16 protein-coding genes are annotated in these 16,315 nt (G+C 54.8%); 11 read left to right on the forward strand and 5 right to left on the reverse strand.

Annotated features, from left to right (window positions below; translation table 11 throughout):
• Positions 1 to 11 precede the first annotated feature (11 nt).
• Both mlaE and CZ787_RS11835 read right to left on the reverse strand, forming a co-directional pair.
• Positions 12 to 812: a lipid asymmetry maintenance ABC transporter permease subunit MlaE gene (gene mlaE / locus CZ787_RS11830; protein ID WP_087109416.1), complete on the reverse strand. Its 801-nt coding sequence runs from the start codon at positions 810 to 812 to the stop codon at positions 12 to 14.
• Positions 812 to 1,633: an ABC transporter ATP-binding protein gene (locus CZ787_RS11835; protein WP_087109418.1), complete on the reverse strand. Its 822-nt coding sequence runs from the start codon at positions 1,631 to 1,633 to the stop codon at positions 812 to 814. Before CZ787_RS11835 ends, mlaE begins: the two co-directional genes overlap by 1 nt.
• Before the next feature lie 256 nt (positions 1,634 to 1,889).
• On the opposite strand from CZ787_RS11835, the gene CZ787_RS11840 reads away from it, so the two are divergent.
• The 10 genes from CZ787_RS11840 to CZ787_RS11885 all read left to right on the forward strand — a co-directional run bounded on the left by CZ787_RS11840 (position 1,890) and on the right by CZ787_RS11885 (position 9,018).
• Entirely contained in the window at positions 1,890 to 2,876 is a 987-nt protein-coding gene (locus tag CZ787_RS11840) for a KpsF/GutQ family sugar-phosphate isomerase (RefSeq protein ID WP_087109420.1), read from the forward strand.
• Between the two features lie 36 nt (positions 2,877 to 2,912).
• Positions 2,913 to 3,455 carry a KdsC family phosphatase gene (locus tag CZ787_RS11845; RefSeq protein ID WP_087109422.1) on the forward strand — a complete coding sequence of 181 codons (543 nt, stop codon included), beginning with the start codon at positions 2,913 to 2,915 and terminating at the stop codon, positions 3,453 to 3,455.
• A complete protein-coding gene (gene lptC / locus CZ787_RS11850; protein WP_087109423.1) occupies positions 3,455 to 4,027 on the forward strand; it encodes an LPS export ABC transporter periplasmic protein LptC in 573 nt (190 codons plus the stop codon). Before CZ787_RS11845 ends, lptC begins: the two co-directional genes overlap by 1 nt.
• An 8-nt stretch (positions 4,028 to 4,035) precedes the next feature.
• The gene (gene lptA, locus CZ787_RS11855) at positions 4,036 to 4,527 is read left to right on the forward strand and encodes a lipopolysaccharide transport periplasmic protein LptA (RefSeq protein WP_087109425.1); all 492 of its coding nucleotides are present in this window, start codon (positions 4,036 to 4,038) and stop codon (positions 4,525 to 4,527) included.
• 9 nt (positions 4,528 to 4,536) lie between these two features.
• Complete coding sequence (gene lptB / locus CZ787_RS11860; protein WP_087109427.1) at positions 4,537 to 5,286, forward strand: LPS export ABC transporter ATP-binding protein; 750 nt, start codon at positions 4,537 to 4,539, stop codon at positions 5,284 to 5,286.
• A 123-nt stretch (positions 5,287 to 5,409) separates the two neighbouring features.
• Positions 5,410 to 6,822, forward strand: coding sequence for an RNA polymerase factor sigma-54 (locus CZ787_RS11865; protein WP_087109429.1), 1,413 nt, complete (start codon positions 5,410 to 5,412; stop codon positions 6,820 to 6,822).
• Between the two features lie 98 nt (positions 6,823 to 6,920).
• The gene (gene hpf, locus CZ787_RS11870) at positions 6,921 to 7,229 is read left to right on the forward strand and encodes a ribosome hibernation-promoting factor, HPF/YfiA family (protein WP_087109431.1); all 309 of its coding nucleotides are present in this window, start codon (positions 6,921 to 6,923) and stop codon (positions 7,227 to 7,229) included.
• A gap of 4 nt (positions 7,230 to 7,233) precedes the next feature.
• Positions 7,234 to 7,704 carry a PTS sugar transporter subunit IIA gene (locus tag CZ787_RS11875; protein ID WP_087109434.1) on the forward strand — a complete coding sequence of 157 codons (471 nt, stop codon included), beginning with the start codon at positions 7,234 to 7,236 and terminating at the stop codon, positions 7,702 to 7,704.
• 66 nt (positions 7,705 to 7,770) lie between these two features.
• Positions 7,771 to 8,703 carry an RNase adapter RapZ gene (rapZ, locus tag CZ787_RS11880; RefSeq protein ID WP_087109435.1) on the forward strand — a complete coding sequence of 311 codons (933 nt, stop codon included), beginning with the start codon at positions 7,771 to 7,773 and terminating at the stop codon, positions 8,701 to 8,703.
• 45 nt (positions 8,704 to 8,748) lie between these two features.
• Positions 8,749 to 9,018: an HPr family phosphocarrier protein gene (locus tag CZ787_RS11885; RefSeq protein ID WP_087109437.1), complete on the forward strand. Its 270-nt coding sequence runs from the start codon at positions 8,749 to 8,751 to the stop codon at positions 9,016 to 9,018.
• A 10-nt stretch (positions 9,019 to 9,028) separates the two neighbouring features.
• On the opposite strand, the gene pmbA is transcribed toward CZ787_RS11885, so the two are convergent.
• Complete coding sequence (gene pmbA, locus CZ787_RS11890) at positions 9,029 to 10,369, reverse strand: metalloprotease PmbA (protein WP_087109441.1); 1,341 nt, start codon at positions 10,367 to 10,369, stop codon at positions 9,029 to 9,031.
• 96 nt (positions 10,370 to 10,465) lie between these two features.
• On the opposite strand from pmbA, the gene yjgA reads away from it, so the two are divergent.
• Entirely contained in the window at positions 10,466 to 10,987 is a 522-nt protein-coding gene (yjgA, locus tag CZ787_RS11895) for a ribosome biogenesis factor YjgA (protein ID WP_087109443.1), read from the forward strand.
• Between the two features lie 3 nt (positions 10,988 to 10,990).
• On the opposite strand, the gene tldD is transcribed toward yjgA, so the two are convergent.
• A complete protein-coding gene (gene tldD, locus CZ787_RS11900) occupies positions 10,991 to 12,445 on the reverse strand; it encodes a metalloprotease TldD (protein ID WP_087109445.1) in 1,455 nt (484 codons plus the stop codon).
• Entirely contained in the window at positions 12,442 to 16,311 is a 3,870-nt protein-coding gene (locus CZ787_RS11905) for a YhdP family protein (RefSeq protein ID WP_087109447.1), read from the reverse strand. The genes tldD and CZ787_RS11905 overlap by 4 nt, the downstream gene beginning before the upstream one ends.
• Positions 16,312 to 16,315 lie beyond the last annotated feature (4 nt).

Here is a 16,315-nt window from a genome sequence, read left to right on the forward strand (position 1 = left end):
CACTCCACCTATTAAAGGCCACCGAACATTACGGCGGTTAATACAAAATCAAGCCCCAATACTGCAAGCGATGAATAAACGACTGTGCGCGTTGTGGCCCGCGAAATTCCTTCAGACGTCGGCATTAAGTCATAGCCTTGAAACACCGCAATCCAGGTAACAACGACGGCAAAGACAAGACTCTTGATGATGCCGTTACCCACATCGCCGATAAACGATACGCTGGCCTGCATGTTGCTCCAGTAAGAGCCTTCAAAAACGCCAAGCCACTCCACACCGACCAGATAGCCACCCCAAATACCCACGACGCTAAAGCCAACCGTCAGAATGGGAAGCGAAACGAACCCGGCCCAGAGCCTAGGCGCAATAATTCTACGTAGTGGATCTACGCCTATCATTTCCATACTGGTTAGCTGCTCGGTGGCTTTCATTAAGCCAATCTCTGCGGTGAGTGCCGACCCTGCACGCCCGGCGAACAGCAACGCAGCAACAACCGGTGCCAATTCCCGCAGCAAGGAAAGCGCAACCATTTGCCCTAATGCCTGCTCCGCGCCAAAGTCGACCAAGATAGTGTAGCCCTGCAGCGCCAGCACCATGCCAATAAAAAGTCCCGACACGACCACAATCGCCAGCGAGAGCACGCCCACAAAATGCATTTGACGCAGCCAGAGGCTCCATCCTTCACGAGACGGAACGCCGACCGCTGACTGGCCAAGAAATAGCCCGGCACGGCCCAGCGCTTCCATTACATCGCACCCTTTACGCCCCCAACGGGCGATATAGCCGATGCCTTGTTCAAATTTCGACTGCATTACCCTGCCCTTGTCGCGGTAACGGGGCCAAGAATATCGCTATACAGCGTCTCGGCGGGATAGTGGAACGGCACGGGGCCATCTGGCTCGCCATGAACGAACTGGCTAACGCGTGGGTCCTGGTTGGCATTTAGCGCTTGCGGCGTTCCCTCAGCGACGACCTGACCATCAGCGAGAAGGTAGAGATAATCGGCGATGCTTAACGTCTCTTTAATATCGTGAGAAACCACCACCGAGGTAAGCTCTAGTGCCTGGTTAAGCCGTTTAATCAACTGCACCAGTACGCCCATGGAAATAGGATCCTGACCGACAAAAGGCTCATCATACAAAATAAGTTCGGGGTCTAACGCTATTGCCCGGGCCAGCGCCACGCGCCTGGCCATACCGCCCGAAAGTTCTGCAGGTGTTAGATGACGAGCGCCGCGCAGCCCTACCGCCTGAAGCTTCAGCAATACCAGATCTCGAATCATGGCATCGGGCAGGTCGGTATGGACACGCAAGGGAAAAGCGACGTTCTCAAACACATCCAAGTCAGAAAACAGAGCGCCGCTTTGAAACAGCATGCCCATACGCTTACGCAATGCAAACAACGCTTTTCGCGACAGCCGATGAACATCCTGGCCATCCACGATAATACGTCCACGATCCGGCGTTAACTGACCGCCAATGAGTTTTAGCAAGGTTGTCTTGCCGGTGCCGCTAGGCCCCATAATGGCGGTGACGTTACCCTGAGGGATAATCATGCTGATTCCACGAAAGATCTCATGGCTCCCACGTGAAAAATGCACGTCTTCAATTTCGATGAAGGGAACGTCTGTCATGGGTTGGTTGACTCCCATTGTTACTTAATAGTAGCGGGTGCGTTTATCGACTGGATTATTCTACCGTTTAAAAACAGCGTTTTCTAAATATTCTCGAACATCAAGCCTGGTTTCAATGGCACTTATGGCAAGGCGTGTGTTCCAACACACCCTAAAAACCCTTTAAAGCGCTATGCTTATAGATGCTCGCTAAATGGTATTCTTGTCAGTTAATCGCACTACGTTTGCACTATGCTCCTATTAAAACGAGATGTTCATGCCCCAGCCCTCATCCACTTTTAGCCCGTTGCGTGAAAGCGCTCTACGCACGCTGCAAATAGAACAAGCCGCCATTGGCGGCCTTCAAGGCAAGCTTGATGAAAGCTTCGACCGTGCATGTGAATTGATGCTGGCGTGTCAGGGCCGGGTCGTCGTTACTGGAATGGGCAAGTCTGGCCATATAGCAGGAAAGCTGGCCGCCACGCTTGCCAGTACCGGCACACCTGCTTTTTTTGTTCATCCTGGTGAAGCTAGCCACGGCGACCTGGGGATGATTACTCGCAACGACGTGGTCCTGGCGCTGTCAAACTCCGGCGAAACCGCCGAAGTGACTGCGCTACTGCCCCTCTTAAAACGGCTAGGCACACCGCTGATTAGCATGACGGGCCGCCCTGGCTCAACGCTTGCCAAACATGCGGACGCTCACTTGGACAGCGGTGTTGAGCGCGAAGCGTGCCCGCTGGACCTGGCCCCCACAAGCTCCACGACGGCCGCTCTTGCCTTGGGCGACGCGCTTGCCGTTGCACTGCTAGAAGCACGCGGATTTACCGCTGATGACTTTGCCTTATCGCATCCCGGTGGCAGCTTGGGAAAACGACTTCTATTGCGCGTTAAGGACCTTATGCATAGCGGCACACGCTTGCCGCAGATAGCACTAGGCAGCCCGCTGCGTGATGCGCTCTTGGAGATTACCCGCCAAGGGTTGGGATTTACCTGTGTTGTCGACAGCGAAGGACGACTTGCAGGTGTTTATACCGATGGCGATTTACGCCGCACCCTCGACCAGTTTCATGATCTGCGTGAAGTAACCGTGGACGATGTAATGACCCGACCCGGCAAACGCATTGGCCCCGACCTACTGGCTGCCGAAGCGGTGCGCATCATGGAAGATAGCCGTATTACTGCGCTAGCAGTCGTCGATGACGAACAGCGGCCCATCGGGGCGCTCCATATGCATGACTTGCTTGCCAGCGGCGTTATCTAACCATTTTACCAAACAGTTTACTGACAAGGAGTCTCTATGGCCCTCCCCACTGCGCTACTTGACCCGCTTCGCCGTGTGCGACTACTTGCCCTCGATGTTGACGGCGTGCTCACCGATGGACGGCTTTACTTTCAGACCGACGGTATCGAGATCAAAGCCTTCCATACACAAGACGGCCATGGCTTAAAGCTGCTTAAACGTGCAGGCATTCATGTGGCGTTAATTACAGGCCGCGACTCCCCCATGGTGAGCCAGCGTGCTGCGGCGCTGGGAATTAACCTTGTCCATCAGGGCTGCGAAGATAAGCTCACGACCTTGAAAGCGCTGTGCGAGCGCCTCAACCTGAACCTAAGCCAAGTGGCTTACTGCGGCGATGACTTGCCTGATCTTGCGCCTATCAAACGCGCAGGCGTTGGCATTACGGTACCCAACGCACCAGATTACATGCATACCCATGCCGACTGGATTACCGACCGCTTGGGTGGCCACGGCGCCGTACGTGAAATTTGCGATACATTGCTTGAAGCCCAGGGTCACTGGAGTACGGTTCTCGACACGTATTTGCATGGTCGCGTGTAATGTTTCAAAGCGCCAAGAAACGCATCGGACTAGCGGCTCTGGTGATCGCTTTAGGGGGGCTACTGGTATGGCTGGACCCACGCGGCCCGGAAGACCGGCCCGTTGACGAAGAAGCGCAGGCTGAAGAGCCTGGCCACGTGCTGGAAAATGCCGAAATCACTCTTTTTGGTGAGACAGGGCATATCCAGCAGTCGCTAGCCGCGCCTTTATTGATTTACATACCACAAAGTACCTTGGTCGAAGTCACTCAGCCCGAAGCAACGCTGTTTGATAGTGACAACCGAGAGTGGCTCGCTAACGCCAACGAAGGTGTTCTGAACACGGCCACCCAAGCGCTAACGCTGTCTGGTGATGCGCGGCTTCTGGCACCTACAGAAGGCTGGCAGCTTGATACTGAGTTATTACGTTATGATGGGGTAGCGCGTCATGTCTGGAGCGAGGCGCCCGCCGTGTTTCAGCAGCCACCCCAACGAATGAGCGCATCACGTATGGATGTTTGGCTTGATGATAGCCAGGTCCGATTAACCGATAACGTTCGCGGTCATCACCCCCCCGCAACACAAAATCCTTAGGAGTCGCTATGAACGCTTTTATTCGCACCGCGCTTTTCGCCCTTGCGGTGCCGCTATCGGCAGCGGCCCAGACAAGCCAAGCCCCTATTGAAGTAGAAGCCGACCAGTTAGACCTTGATCAGCGTGCGGGCACTGCCGTTTATTCAGGCGATGTCAATATTCGCCAAGGCAACATGCAGCTACGTGGTGATCGCGTTGAAATTATCCGTAACGACGCGGGTGAGCTTTCTCGCGCTATTGCCACCGGTGAGCGCGCCTATCTACGCAATCAACTCGATGATCAGGATGAGCCGATGGAAGGATGGGCGCGCCGTGTGGTTTATCACGTAGCAGAGCGGCGTGTAGAGCTTATTGACCAGGCCGAGCTGACCCAAGCGGGCGATCAGTTTACCGGTGGCCGCCTGGAATACTTCATTGACCGCGAAGTGGTGCAGGCACGCTCCGATGTAAGTGGTAGCGAGCCGCAGCGTATTCGTATGACGCTTCAGCCAGCGCAATAGGAGTCAATCATGTCTATTGCGGAAGCACCGCCCATAAAAACCCTTTACGCCAATCACTTGGCAAAAAGTTATAAACGCCGCCGCGTGGTTAAAGACATTAGCCTGGAGATTGCTCAAGGCAGCGTGGTAGGCCTGCTCGGCCCTAACGGCGCAGGTAAAACCACGTCGTTTTATATGATTGTGGGCCTGGTGAAGTCTGATGCGGGTACGGTGCGTATCGACGAGCAAGACTTAACCCGCGTCCCCATGCACGAACGCGCGATGGCCGGCATTGGCTATCTACCCCAGGAAGCGTCTATTTTCCGTAAACTATCGGTTGCGGATAACATTATGGCGATTCTGGAAACCCGCAAAGATCTGGACAGGGCAGGACGAGAGCAGCGGCTTGAGGCCCTACTTGACGACTTTCATATTACCCACATCCGTGACAGCTTGGGCATGAGCCTTTCCGGCGGCGAGCGGCGACGCGTCGAAATTGCCCGTTCCTTGGCCACTGAGCCCGCGTTTATCTTGCTGGATGAGCCATTTGCAGGTGTCGATCCCATCTCGGTTGGTGAAATCAAGAGCATTATTCGTGCTTTAAAACAGCGCCACATTGGCGTGCTAATTACCGACCATAACGTCCGAGAAACACTGGATATTTGCGATATCGCCTATATTGTCGGTGACGGCCATATCATTGCCGGTGGCAGCCCTCAGACTATCCTTGATAACCAAAAAGTGAGGGAGGTTTACCTGGGTGCTGATTTTCGCTTATAAGTTTAATTTCACCGCTAAACAGTGATCTGCAGTAAAAAATTTATCAGTGGCATGCTTATTGCACTTGCACAACAACATGACTCGCACTAGGGTGAAGCTTTCCGATTAACGAGTGGTTCTCAGATGGTCATGAAAGCTTCTCTCCAATTGCGTATCGGTACGCAGCTGACCATGACACCTCAGCTGCAGCAAGCGATTGCACTGCTACAGCTATCGACATTGGATCTACGTCAGGAAATTCAGCAGGCGCTGGATGCCAATCCAATGCTGGAGCAGGAAGATGAGTTCGGCGAGCAGGCGGCCGTCGAAACACCCGACGAGGAGTGGTCAGAAAGTATCCCCGAGGAACTGTCTGTCGATAGCGACTGGTCGGATACTTACCAGGACATGGGCAGCACTGGCAGTAGCGAAGGCCCCGATTTTGAGCGCCAGGCCGCCGGACAAAGCCTGCATGGACATCTCCTTTGGCAACTGGCGATGACCGACTTTACGGCTCGTGAGCAGCTAATCGCCGAAAGCCTGATTGATGCGCTAGATGCCAATGGCTACCTGATGCAGCCGCTCAACGATATCCGCGATGGGCTACGTGCCCAGGATATCGAAGGCCTTAGCCAGCGAGAGATGGAAACCATTCTGATGCGTTTACAGCAGTTCGAGCCAACGGGCGTCTTCGCCCGAGACTTGCGCGAGTGCTTGATGCTTCAGTTAGCAACGCTCCCCGACGACACTCCCCTGCTCGTTCCGGCGCGCCGATTGGTACGCCAGTTTCTTGAAGCTCTCGGCAAAAATGACATGCGCCTATTAAAGCGCCGCCTAAGCCTGGACGATGAGCAGCTAGACGATGTGATCGGTCTGATCCGAAGCCTGGACCCTCGCCCCGGCAGTGCTTATGGCGTCACCGACGATAGCTACATCACACCCGACTTGGTTGTACGTCATGATAATGAAGGCTGGCACCTGGAGCTTAACCCTGAAGCCCTGCCCCGGCTACGTATCCAGCCCGACTACGCCAGCTTAATCAAGCGTGCAGACAAGAGTCAGGATAACCAGTTTTTAAAAGAACACTTACAAGAAGCGCGCTGGTTAATCAAAAGTCTGTCCAGCCGCAACGATACGCTTCTACGCGTAGGACGCGAGATTATCACTCGCCAAATCGGCTTTTTAGAGCACGGCGAAGAAGCGATGAAGCCTTTGATTCTTGCCGATATTGCCGAGGCGGTTGAGATGCACGAATCAACCATTTCTCGGGTCACCACACAAAAATATATCCATACCCCACGGGGCGTATTCGAACTTAAATACTTTTTCTCAAGCCAAATTAGCGGGCAGGATGGCGGAGACAGCCACTCAAGCACCGCGATTCGCGCCCGGCTTAAAAAGTTGATTCAAGGTGAGCCTCCCGGCAAACCTCTTTCGGACAGTCGTTTAGTGACATTACTGGAAGATGGCGGCATCACAGTGGCACGCCGTACGGTGGCGAAATATCGTGAGTCGCTGGGCATTCCCTCATCAAGTGAACGTCGTCGTTTGCGTTAGTCGTTACAAGAGAAATGGCAAAACTCGCGACAAGGGCTTTGCAACACAGCAAAAAGGGTTACAATCGAAATTCAGACCGATGGATAAGGAGCACGTCAATGCAAGTAAACATCACGGGTCATCATGTAGAACTGACTGACGCCTTGCGTGACTACGTTAATGAAAAACTTGAACGCGTCGAACGTCATTACGACAACATCACCACGGTACAAGTTACCTTATCTATTGAGAAGGAGCGCCAACATGCCGCGTGCACCCTTCATGCGGCAGGCGCCGATTTACATGCCGACGCCGAAGATGTCGACATGTATGCCGCTATTGACGCCTTAGCAGACAAAATTGATCGTCAACTCGTTAAGCACAAGGAAAAAGCACAAGCTCGCGCCCAAGGCGCTGGCGTGCGTTAATTCAATGACGTTGGAAACCATTCTCCCCCCGGAGCGCGTACTTTACGACGTGCCCGGGGGCAGCAAAAAGCGGGTGTTGGAGTTTTTCAGCACCTTTATCGCTCAAAATACACCCAGCCTGGATAGTCAGGAAGTTTTCAGCCGACTGATCGGCCGGGAACGTCTTGGCAGCACGGGGATCGGTAACGGCGTCGCCATACCCCATGCGCGCAGCCCACATTGCGTTACGCCTATTGCGGGTTTTTTAAAATTATCAGAACCTATTGATTTTGATGCTATTGATGGCGACCCGGTCGACCTCGTCTTTGTGCTGCTTGTTCCCGAAGAGGCTGACGACACGCATTTGTCGCTTTTGGGCCAAGTGGCCACCATTATGAATGATGCGAGCACACGCCAGGCGTTACGCAAAACCAGCAGCCAGCGCGATTTACTTGACCTGCTGATGAGCAAGATTCGCGAACAGGCCGCGCCATAACACCCATAACGACTAACACATTTTCATGCGTTACCCCTTTTATACGTTCAATCAGAGAGAGCCACTATGCAACTGGTGATTATTAGCGGCCGCTCTGGCTCTGGCAAGTCAATCGCTTTGCAAGCGCTGGAAGATATTGGCTATTACGCCATTGATAATCTCCCCGCCATGTTGCTTGGTTCTTTGATTGACGAACTCCGTGACGAGGGTGAGCGCACACATCTAGCGGTCAGTATTGATGCCCGCAACCTGCCAGCGGCGCTTGAGCGCCTTCCCGCACTGCTTGAAGAGCTGCGCGCGCGGCCTATAGATTGTCAGGTTATCTATCTAACCACCGATTCGCGTATTTTACTGGAGCGCTATTCCGCCACACGGCGACGTCATCCGTTAACGCGCAACAGTGATATGACGCTTGAAGAGGCGATAGAGAAAGAGGAAGAGACGCTCAACGAAATACGTGACTTGGCCGACCTGCGGATTGATACATCACGCTTATCGGTCCATGACCTACGTCGGCGCATTTCAGACCAGGTAGCCCACCAGCGCAAGGACCAGCTAACACTCACCTTTGAGTCATTCGGCTACAAACGTGGCGTGCCCATGGATGCAGATTTAGTCTTTGATGTACGCTGCCTGCCCAACCCTTATTGGGACCCAACGCTGCGCCAATACACAGGACGTGATGCCACGATTATTGCGTTTCTGCGCGGCTACCCGATTGTCGAAGAGATGAGCCATGATATTCAGGCAATGCTTGAGCGCTGGCTGCCTGCTTACCAAAATAGTCAGCGCAGCTATATGACGGTAGCTATTGGCTGTACCGGCGGGCAACACCGCTCTGTGTATATTGCCGAACAGCTGGCGCAAAAGTTGGCACCTCTAATCGGCGAAGTCCAGTTGCGTCACCGAGAATTGGAACTGCAATACACGCTACGAGGAACCCGGGCAGAGCCACCGACGGCTTCTCCATTTTCCGAGCAGACGCCCAGCCCTACGTAGACGCTTACGCCACCTAATGACACCACTCGGAGAAAAGGAACCAGGGTGCCAGAGAGAACCTTAACGCTTACCAATCAGCGTGGCCTACATGCCCGCGCCGCCACAAAGCTGGTTAAGTGCAGCCAGCACTACTCCGCCTGCATACAGGTGTATAAACAGCAGCAAATGGCTGATGCAGCCAACATCATGTCGCTATTGATGCTGGCCGCCCCCTGCGGCACCCAACTGCGGATTTGTGCAGAAGGAGAGGATGCCGAACAAGCGCTTGATGCAATCCAAGCGCTGTTCGACGCCCGCTTTGACGAAGATCAGTAGTACGGCTTTTTTAGCTACCGGCGACAGTCATCGCATCCACTAACCAGCTGCCCGTATGAATACTGCCGCGCGTATCGATATCACTTCCGATACCGACAAGACCTGAGAACATACGTTCAAGATTTCCAGCGATGGTAAATTCTTCAACCGGATACTGGATTTCTCCATTCTCGACCCAGAAGCCCGCCGCACCACGGGAGTAATCCCCGGTGACACCGTTCACGCCTTGGCCCATTAGTTCGGTGACCCAAATACCTCGACCCATCGTTTTAAGCAGCGCATCACGCGTCTGTAAGGGTGCATCTAAACGCACGTTGCGGGCACCGCCAGCATTCCCCGTCGTTTGCATGCCCAAGCGACGGGCACTGTAGGACGAAAGCATATAGCTTGCGATACGCCCCTGTTCGATAAAGCGGTTATTACGCGTTTGCACACCTTCTCCATCAAACGGCGTACTCGCGGTAGCTCCTATTTCCATAGGGCGCTCTTCCAGACTAAACCACTCGGGAAATAACGGCGTGCCCAAACGGTCACACAGGAAAGAGGATTGGCGATACAGCGCGCCACCCGCCAATGCGCCCAATAAATGCCCAACCAGACCACTAGACAGCGAAGGATCAAACAGAATGGGAAAGGTGCCGGTTGGCGGCCGTTTGGCACCTAACCGGCGCAGCGTACGGGCCGCGGCCTCGCGCCCTACTTCACCCGGGTCGCGCAAATGCTGAGGATTACGCGCAGAGGTATAGTCGTAGTCCCGCTGCATACCGCCTTCATCCTGAGCAATGAGCATGCATGAAAGGGAGTGACTACTGCCTTTTTGGGTACCTAAAAAGCCATGGCTGTTAGCATAAACCCGTACGCCCTCACCGCTTGAAAGAGACGCACCTTCGGACTGGCTAATACCCTCAACGTCGCGACCCGCCTGTTCACAAGCAAGAGCAAGGTCGATTGCTTGCTCAGTTGTCAGCGCCCACGGGTAATGAACCTTAAGGTCCGGCAATTCGGTCGCCATCTGATCGGCATCCGCCAAGCCAGCCACCGGGTCTTCACCGGTATAACGAGCAATGGCTAATGCTTTCTCAACCGTTGCTTGAATCGAGGCACTGCTGGCGTCACTGGACGATGCACTTCCTTTGCGCTTGCCGACGTAAAGCGTGACGGCAATGCCTTGATCCCGTGAAAGCTCAACCGTTTCCACATCGCCCAAGCGCACGCTAACGCCAACGCCCTGGTCAACGCTTGCGCCCACTTCCGCCGCATCGGCACCCAAGCGCTTGGCCAAGGCCAACGCCTCTTCTGCACGCGCGGTTAACAGTGCCTGCTGCGAGGATGCATCAAATGCCTGTGCCATATAGCCTCCTTTTTCGTACGAATCTCATCGCCGAATCAATGTTCTTGTCGCAGCCTGATATAATGCTGCCAACGAATCTTGTCTGTGAGCCTTACTATGCCGAAGAAACGCCCCGAGCCCCTGGATACTCAAGAACCCGAAGAGCGCCCCAGCAAGTCGCAGCTCAAACGCGAAATGCATGCGCTCCAAGCGCTCGGCGAAACCTTAATCGCCATGAACCCTGCTGAGCGTGCCCGCTTTCCTCTCTCCGACGACATGCTGCGTGCTATCGAAGAAACCTCTCGTATTCGCTCCCACGAAGGGCGCCGCCGTCATATGCAGTATGTCGGCAAGCTGGTTCGCAAAGAGGACCTGACCGCGATTCAAGGCGTCTTTGATTCAATTGAGCAGGAAAAAGAGCAGCGCGACCATGCCTTTCATCGCCTTGAAAAGTGGCGGGACCGGCTTATTGGAGAAGGCGACCCTGCCGTTGACCAGTTTATGGCAGACTATCCCAATGCGGATCGCCAAGCGCTACGTCAGTTAGTTCGCAACGCTCAGCGTGAGCGCGATCAGGACAAACCACCCGCCAGCTCGCGTAAGCTGTTCAAACTTCTGCGCGACACGCTGGCGCTTTAACACTTACGAGGACTGCGTACCGCCAACGGTTAGCTCATCCAGTTTTAGTGTGGGCTGACCCACTCCAACCGGTACGCCTTGGCCCTCTTTGCCACAAACGCCAATGCCTGTATCCAGCGCCATATCGTGGCCGATCATGGAGACACGCCCCATCGCCTCCGGCCCATTACCAATCAGCGTGGCGCCCTTAACGGGAACCGTAATGCGACCGTCTTCAATCAGGTAGGCTTCGCTGGCGGAGAATACAAATTTGCCCGAGGTGATATCCACCTGGCCACCACCGAAGCTAACGGCATAAATACCTTTTTTGACGCTTTTGATAATATCCTCGGGCGCATCCTGACCTGCCAGCATGACCGTGTTGGTCATGCGCGGCATGGGTAAATGCGCAAACGACTCGCGGCGAGCATTACCGGTTGGCGCCATGTTCATTAATCGGGCATTCAGCTTGTCCTGCATATAGCCAGTAAGAATGCCGTCTTCAATCAATGGGGTGTTTTGCCCGGGCGTGCCCTCGTCATCGACACTTAACGAGCCGCGACCATCAGCAATCGTGGCATCATCTACCACCGTCACACCCTTGGCGGCTACGCGCTGCCCCATACGACCCGAAAATGCTGAACTGCCTTTACGGTTGAAGTCGCCTTCCAGCCCATGGCCGACTGCTTCGTGCAGCAAAATACCCGGCCAGCCAGAAGCCAGTACCACCGGCATTTGCCCGGCTGGCGCATCGACCGCCTCAAGATTGACCAGCGCTTGGCGTACGGCCTCTTTTGCGTATCGCTCGGCTACACCTTCATTACGCAGGCGAGCCATTGAGTAGCGTCCGCCACCGCCTGCACTGCCGCGCTCTCTGCGGCCATTTTTCACGGCAATTACGCTGACGTTAAAGCGCACCAGCGGGCGAATATCCGCGGCCAAGGTACCATCACTGGCACGCACCAGAACCACTTCATAAGTGCCAGAAAGCGAGGCGCTTACCTGAGAAACGCTAGGGTCAGCCGCGCGAGCGATGCGATCGGCTTCTTTTAGCATGGCGACCTTCTCTTCAGCAGTCAGCCCCGCTAAAGGATCAACACCAGCGTAAAAAGGGGCCACTGAAACCGGCTTAACGGCTTGCCCAGGCAGGCGCTTGCCACTACGCACAATACCTGAGGCCGTGCGCCCGGTATCGATAAGCGCATCCGCACTAATCTGATTGGAGTAGGCAAAGCCGGTTTTTTCTCCGGCCAGTGAGCGGACGCCCACACCGCCATCAATGTTGTAACTTGCCTCTTTTACCTCACCATCCTCCAACACCCAGCCCTCTGTCCAGGTGCGCTGAAAGTAGAGATCGGCGTAGTCCACACCCGCGCCCATGGCGTACTCAAGGCCTTTATCAAGCCCATCAAGGTCCAAGCCACCCGGCGTAAGAAGAATGGAAACGGCGGAGTCTATATCGCTCTTAAATGCGGTCATTCGGAGCCTTCTAAAGTAACCTGCGGCGAAGTCCAGAGCCCTCGCACGCGATAATGAATGGTCGTCGCTCGGTCCAGAGCGCTGCCAAAAAGCTGATCAGCAATAAATAGTGCGCCACCTACAACAGGAGCACCTACCGCAATGGCGGCAATGGGCAGTGTTTGCGTCACAGGCATCACAACGCCAAGGCGCAGATCAAGCTCTCGATGAAGCAAGTTAACATTACCGGTTAGGGTTAAGTTGGCGGCAGGTGCTTTAATTTGCAATGGCTCGCTCAACGAAAGCTGGCCATTTTCGACATCTGCGGTGCCGTCAACGCGATCAAAAGCGGTGCCTGTGCCGGTGACGTCAGAAAAATCCAACCGCAATCGACGCAATATATTATCGAAATTCAGCAGGCCAACGAGACGCACCGGTGCAGAGTCCATATGCATAAAGCGCCCATCCTGCACGTCGATGCCTATGTCGCCCTGCGCCTGATTTAACGAGAACTGCCATGGGGCGCCCGCCCAGCCAAGATTGGCGGTCGCGGTAGTACGTCGGCTGCGTAAGGCAACGGGTTGATCCAGGCGCTCAAGAGCGGTACCTACATCGCCGCCTTCAATGGAAATATTGGCTTGGGTTCGACTGGTCGAGGCATCGCCCTCCCAATAGAGTTCACCACGAGCAGAAAGTTGCCCAAGCGTTAACCCAACCGGCATTAGCGAAAACCGGCCTGGTTCAGTATGCCAATAGGCAGATAAAGGCCCGAAAAGGCTTTCCCCCATGCTCATTTCCGCCAACCGAAGCCGCCCATCGGGTAGCTCAGCCAGCCACTCAGGAATAGCCGCAGGCACTGTATGCTGTGTCTCCACTTCACCGAGCCATGAATCCGGCGAGGTTGTTTCTGACTCACTGCTCGTATCTGCCAAATTAGCCAGCCGATCCAGTGCTAACTGGCTAATGGTGATATCCAGAGGGTACTGAGCTGCTTGCTGATAGCGAAGATGCCCCGTCACCACGTCGCTCTCAAGCGCTGCGGTAACTGTGCCATTTTGTACACTGCCGGTTAATGCCGCATCACCAACGCATGTTTGCTGATAGACAAGGCAAGCGGTATCCAGGGCGACCTCCAACGGCGGATGCTGGCCTGATAGCTGCGCCGTTAGGTCACCGCTCATATCCTGGTCGCCTCGAAACAGTGGAGCGACGGCCTGTTGCCACGCCATCGGGTCAATGCGAGGAAGGCTTGTCTGTAAGCGAAAGCCTGACTGCATCGGCCACTCGGGTGCGCTTACCTCGGCATCCGCCACATGCAGGTTGCCTGACACTTCACCTAATCGATCCTTTAAGCGTAAATGCGCGATATCGGCCAAGTGACTCTCCACCCGGCCACTGTCGAAATCAGCATTAAGCGTCCAGGGCCAAGGCTCGCCTGCAGCCTTGGCAAAAGGTTCTGGCAGATCAAGGCGCACCCCTCTAAGCTGGCTTTCTAGAGATAACGCAGGGCTTGGCTCAAGCATTACGCGCCCTTGCCACTGCATCGTTCCACCAAGCAGTTGCTTGCCTTGCTCGGCAGGTATATCCACAAATGAAAAAAGTGACGCCACCGGCGTTTGCCCCCGCAAGCGAATACCGCCTCGCTGGGTATGCATGTCAGCACTAATATCGCCGCCCAACAGTTGTCCATCGACACTGCCTATTAGCGCCATGCTGTCACCGTACTGCTGCCAGGTTAACTGCCCCCTTACTGCCTGAAGCGCCTCGCCCACGGGGGCGTAAACGATACGGGTGAACGCAGGGACTGCATTGACCTCCAACTGGAAATTCTCTGGCGCTTCCAGAGGTAGCGATATGGCCAAATCAGCCTCTACCTCGCCTTCAGCCTGAAGGTCCCTGAGAATATTCATATCGACATCAGGTATCGATGTTAAAAATGCGATCAGGGCGGGGCCATCACCATGCAGGTTGCCCGATACATTGAGTATCTCATCCTGCTGCATGGCCAGCTCACCTTGTGAAGCCGTGATACCGCGACTCTGGGCATGCTCAACCCGGGCTTCAAGCACCTGATTTTGCCACGTTAAACGCCCTTCAACCTCCTCCAGGCGAGGCCAGCCAGGTGCAATAGGCAAATGCCCTTCGGTTATCTTTAGTGCCAGCGTTGTGGATATATTATCAGCGCTAATGTCGCTCTCGATAGGCAGACTCAGTTTGAGCGAACCATTAGGCACTTTGCCGCCAATATCATCTAACAGCCAGTCACGCAGCCCCTCATCGAATACATTCAAGGGCAACCATTGACCCAGAGGGCGCTCAAGCGCATCTACATTGGCAAAATCAATATCCAGTCCGAACCGACCTGTCTCCTCCGCAACCACTAACCCAAACCCACCGCTTATCTGGGCATCATCCCAATCCACGTTAATTTGACGGCCGCTGACCATCGTATTAGGTCCATCGTAGACCCACTCTACGATGCCCTCAGCCTGCTGAAGCTGCATGGGTTCGGTGAACAAATCTGGGAAATAGAGCGAACTGTCACCGGCACTATTAAACGTCACCCGGCCACGGAAGTCCCGAGCCTGAACCCAGGCATCCATGGGGCCGCCACCTGGTGCGCCTTCCCAAGGCGATACTTCGACATTGGTTAACGCCGCATCGACCCTCCAGCTACCCTCCTTCTGGCCTAAGCTCAGCCCTTGCACCCGCCCCCTCGGGGCAAGCGTTTCCAGTACACGCGTCACGGATTCGGGTAAAAATACGTAGTCTCGCCATGCAGTGAGCGAAGCCAGCTCAAAAGCACTGGTACGCAGTGCCCACTGGCCTGGCCTATGAGACAGGTACCAATGATGCGGCAGTGCCGGGCCTTCAATCGCCCCGCCAGGTTCAGCCCAATCAACACTCTCTGCGTTACCGCTTAACCATGCTTCACCGCCCTCTCCTTCGCGCTGCCACTCACCCTGTGCTTGTATGTTTCTTAACACGGCGAACTGAATATCCTGGCGTAGCACTAGCTGAGGGATATCGATGGCAAGGCGCACCTCCTGAAGCCTGCCTCCATACCAGCGGCCCCACACGCGTGCATCGCCTCCGGCCTGCTCCAGGTTCGGCATATGTTCTGGCCGAAACAGCTCAACCAGCGTCAGCAGCTGATCAAACTGTGCCTCCAGCTTCAACGTGGCAGAGAAATCGTTCAGACCATCTCGGCCCGGCTGCATTTCCGCTAGTAGCTGTACGGCGGGTATCGGTGGCGTTTCGCTGCGCTCCGAATAAAGAACGTCGACCGTGCCCTGAAGTTTTGCCCCTTGCTGATTGCCGGCTAACAACAGCGCAGGAGCTTCGAGGATGACTTGCTCTTGCTTGCCGTGTAGCACAACACGTGTGTCATCAATCCAGATTTGCTGGCGCAATACCCATTCCGTCCAAGCATCAATGGTTGGCAGGTCAACATCCGGCTCTGGCGCTATATGCAACGGCAGCTTGGCAGGGTCGGGCCATTGCCAAACGCCGTTCACTCCTTGATAAAGGTGAAATTCGGTTTGATGTAATCTGATATCGCTAAAGATAGGCAAGAGATTACGTAGCGATGCGCCAATATCCAGGCGCAGCTCGGCTTGGCGCAGTGAAAAAAGCGGCTGACCGCTCGGCGTTTCGGCCCCAAAGCCTTCAAGCTCCACAATCAGCTCACTACGCGCCATTGAAAATGAGAGGTTCTCAATCGTTACCGGCACACCAATCTGAGCTTCCAAAAAAGCTTCAACATGCGGCGTCAAAGTATCTGCCTGACTGACCATGAGCCGGAAAAGCAGCGCTATTACCGCAATGCCGCCCAGTCCCCAGGCAAGTAGAAGTAAACTCCAACGCGTCAGCGAGCGGATCGTCATGGCA

Origin of the sequence: Halomonas citrativorans, assembly GCF_900163645.1 — a bacterium.
In the GTDB taxonomy this organism is placed as follows: domain Bacteria; phylum Pseudomonadota; class Gammaproteobacteria; order Pseudomonadales; family Halomonadaceae; genus Vreelandella; species Vreelandella citrativorans.

Excerpts from the sequence above, each read along its gene's own strand:
- mlaE (WP_087109416.1), bottom strand. The coding sequence starts at position 812 with ATGCAGTCGAAATTTGAACAAGGCATCGGCTATATCGCCCGTTGGGGG.
- CZ787_RS11835 (WP_087109418.1), bottom strand. The coding sequence starts at position 1,633 with ATGACAGACGTTCCCTTCATCGAAATTGAAGACGTGCATTTTTCACGT.
- CZ787_RS11840 (WP_087109420.1), top strand. The coding sequence starts at position 1,890 with ATGCCCCAGCCCTCATCCACTTTTAGCCCGTTGCGTGAAAGCGCTCTA.
- CZ787_RS11845 (WP_087109422.1), top strand. The coding sequence starts at position 2,913 with ATGGCCCTCCCCACTGCGCTACTTGACCCGCTTCGCCGTGTGCGACTA.
- lptC (WP_087109423.1), top strand. The coding sequence starts at position 3,455 with ATGTTTCAAAGCGCCAAGAAACGCATCGGACTAGCGGCTCTGGTGATC.
- lptA (WP_087109425.1), top strand. The coding sequence starts at position 4,036 with ATGAACGCTTTTATTCGCACCGCGCTTTTCGCCCTTGCGGTGCCGCTA.
- lptB (WP_087109427.1), top strand. The coding sequence starts at position 4,537 with ATGTCTATTGCGGAAGCACCGCCCATAAAAACCCTTTACGCCAATCAC.
- CZ787_RS11865 (WP_087109429.1), top strand. The coding sequence starts at position 5,410 with ATGGTCATGAAAGCTTCTCTCCAATTGCGTATCGGTACGCAGCTGACC.
- hpf (WP_087109431.1), top strand. The coding sequence starts at position 6,921 with ATGCAAGTAAACATCACGGGTCATCATGTAGAACTGACTGACGCCTTG.
- CZ787_RS11875 (WP_087109434.1), top strand. The coding sequence starts at position 7,234 with ATGACGTTGGAAACCATTCTCCCCCCGGAGCGCGTACTTTACGACGTG.
- rapZ (WP_087109435.1), top strand. The coding sequence starts at position 7,771 with ATGCAACTGGTGATTATTAGCGGCCGCTCTGGCTCTGGCAAGTCAATC.
- pmbA (WP_087109441.1), bottom strand. The coding sequence starts at position 10,369 with ATGGCACAGGCATTTGATGCATCCTCGCAGCAGGCACTGTTAACCGCG.
- yjgA (WP_087109443.1), top strand. The coding sequence starts at position 10,466 with ATGCCGAAGAAACGCCCCGAGCCCCTGGATACTCAAGAACCCGAAGAG.
- tldD (WP_087109445.1), bottom strand. The coding sequence starts at position 12,445 with ATGACCGCATTTAAGAGCGATATAGACTCCGCCGTTTCCATTCTTCTT.
- CZ787_RS11905 (WP_087109447.1), bottom strand. The coding sequence starts at position 16,311 with ATGACGATCCGCTCGCTGACGCGTTGGAGTTTACTTCTACTTGCCTGG.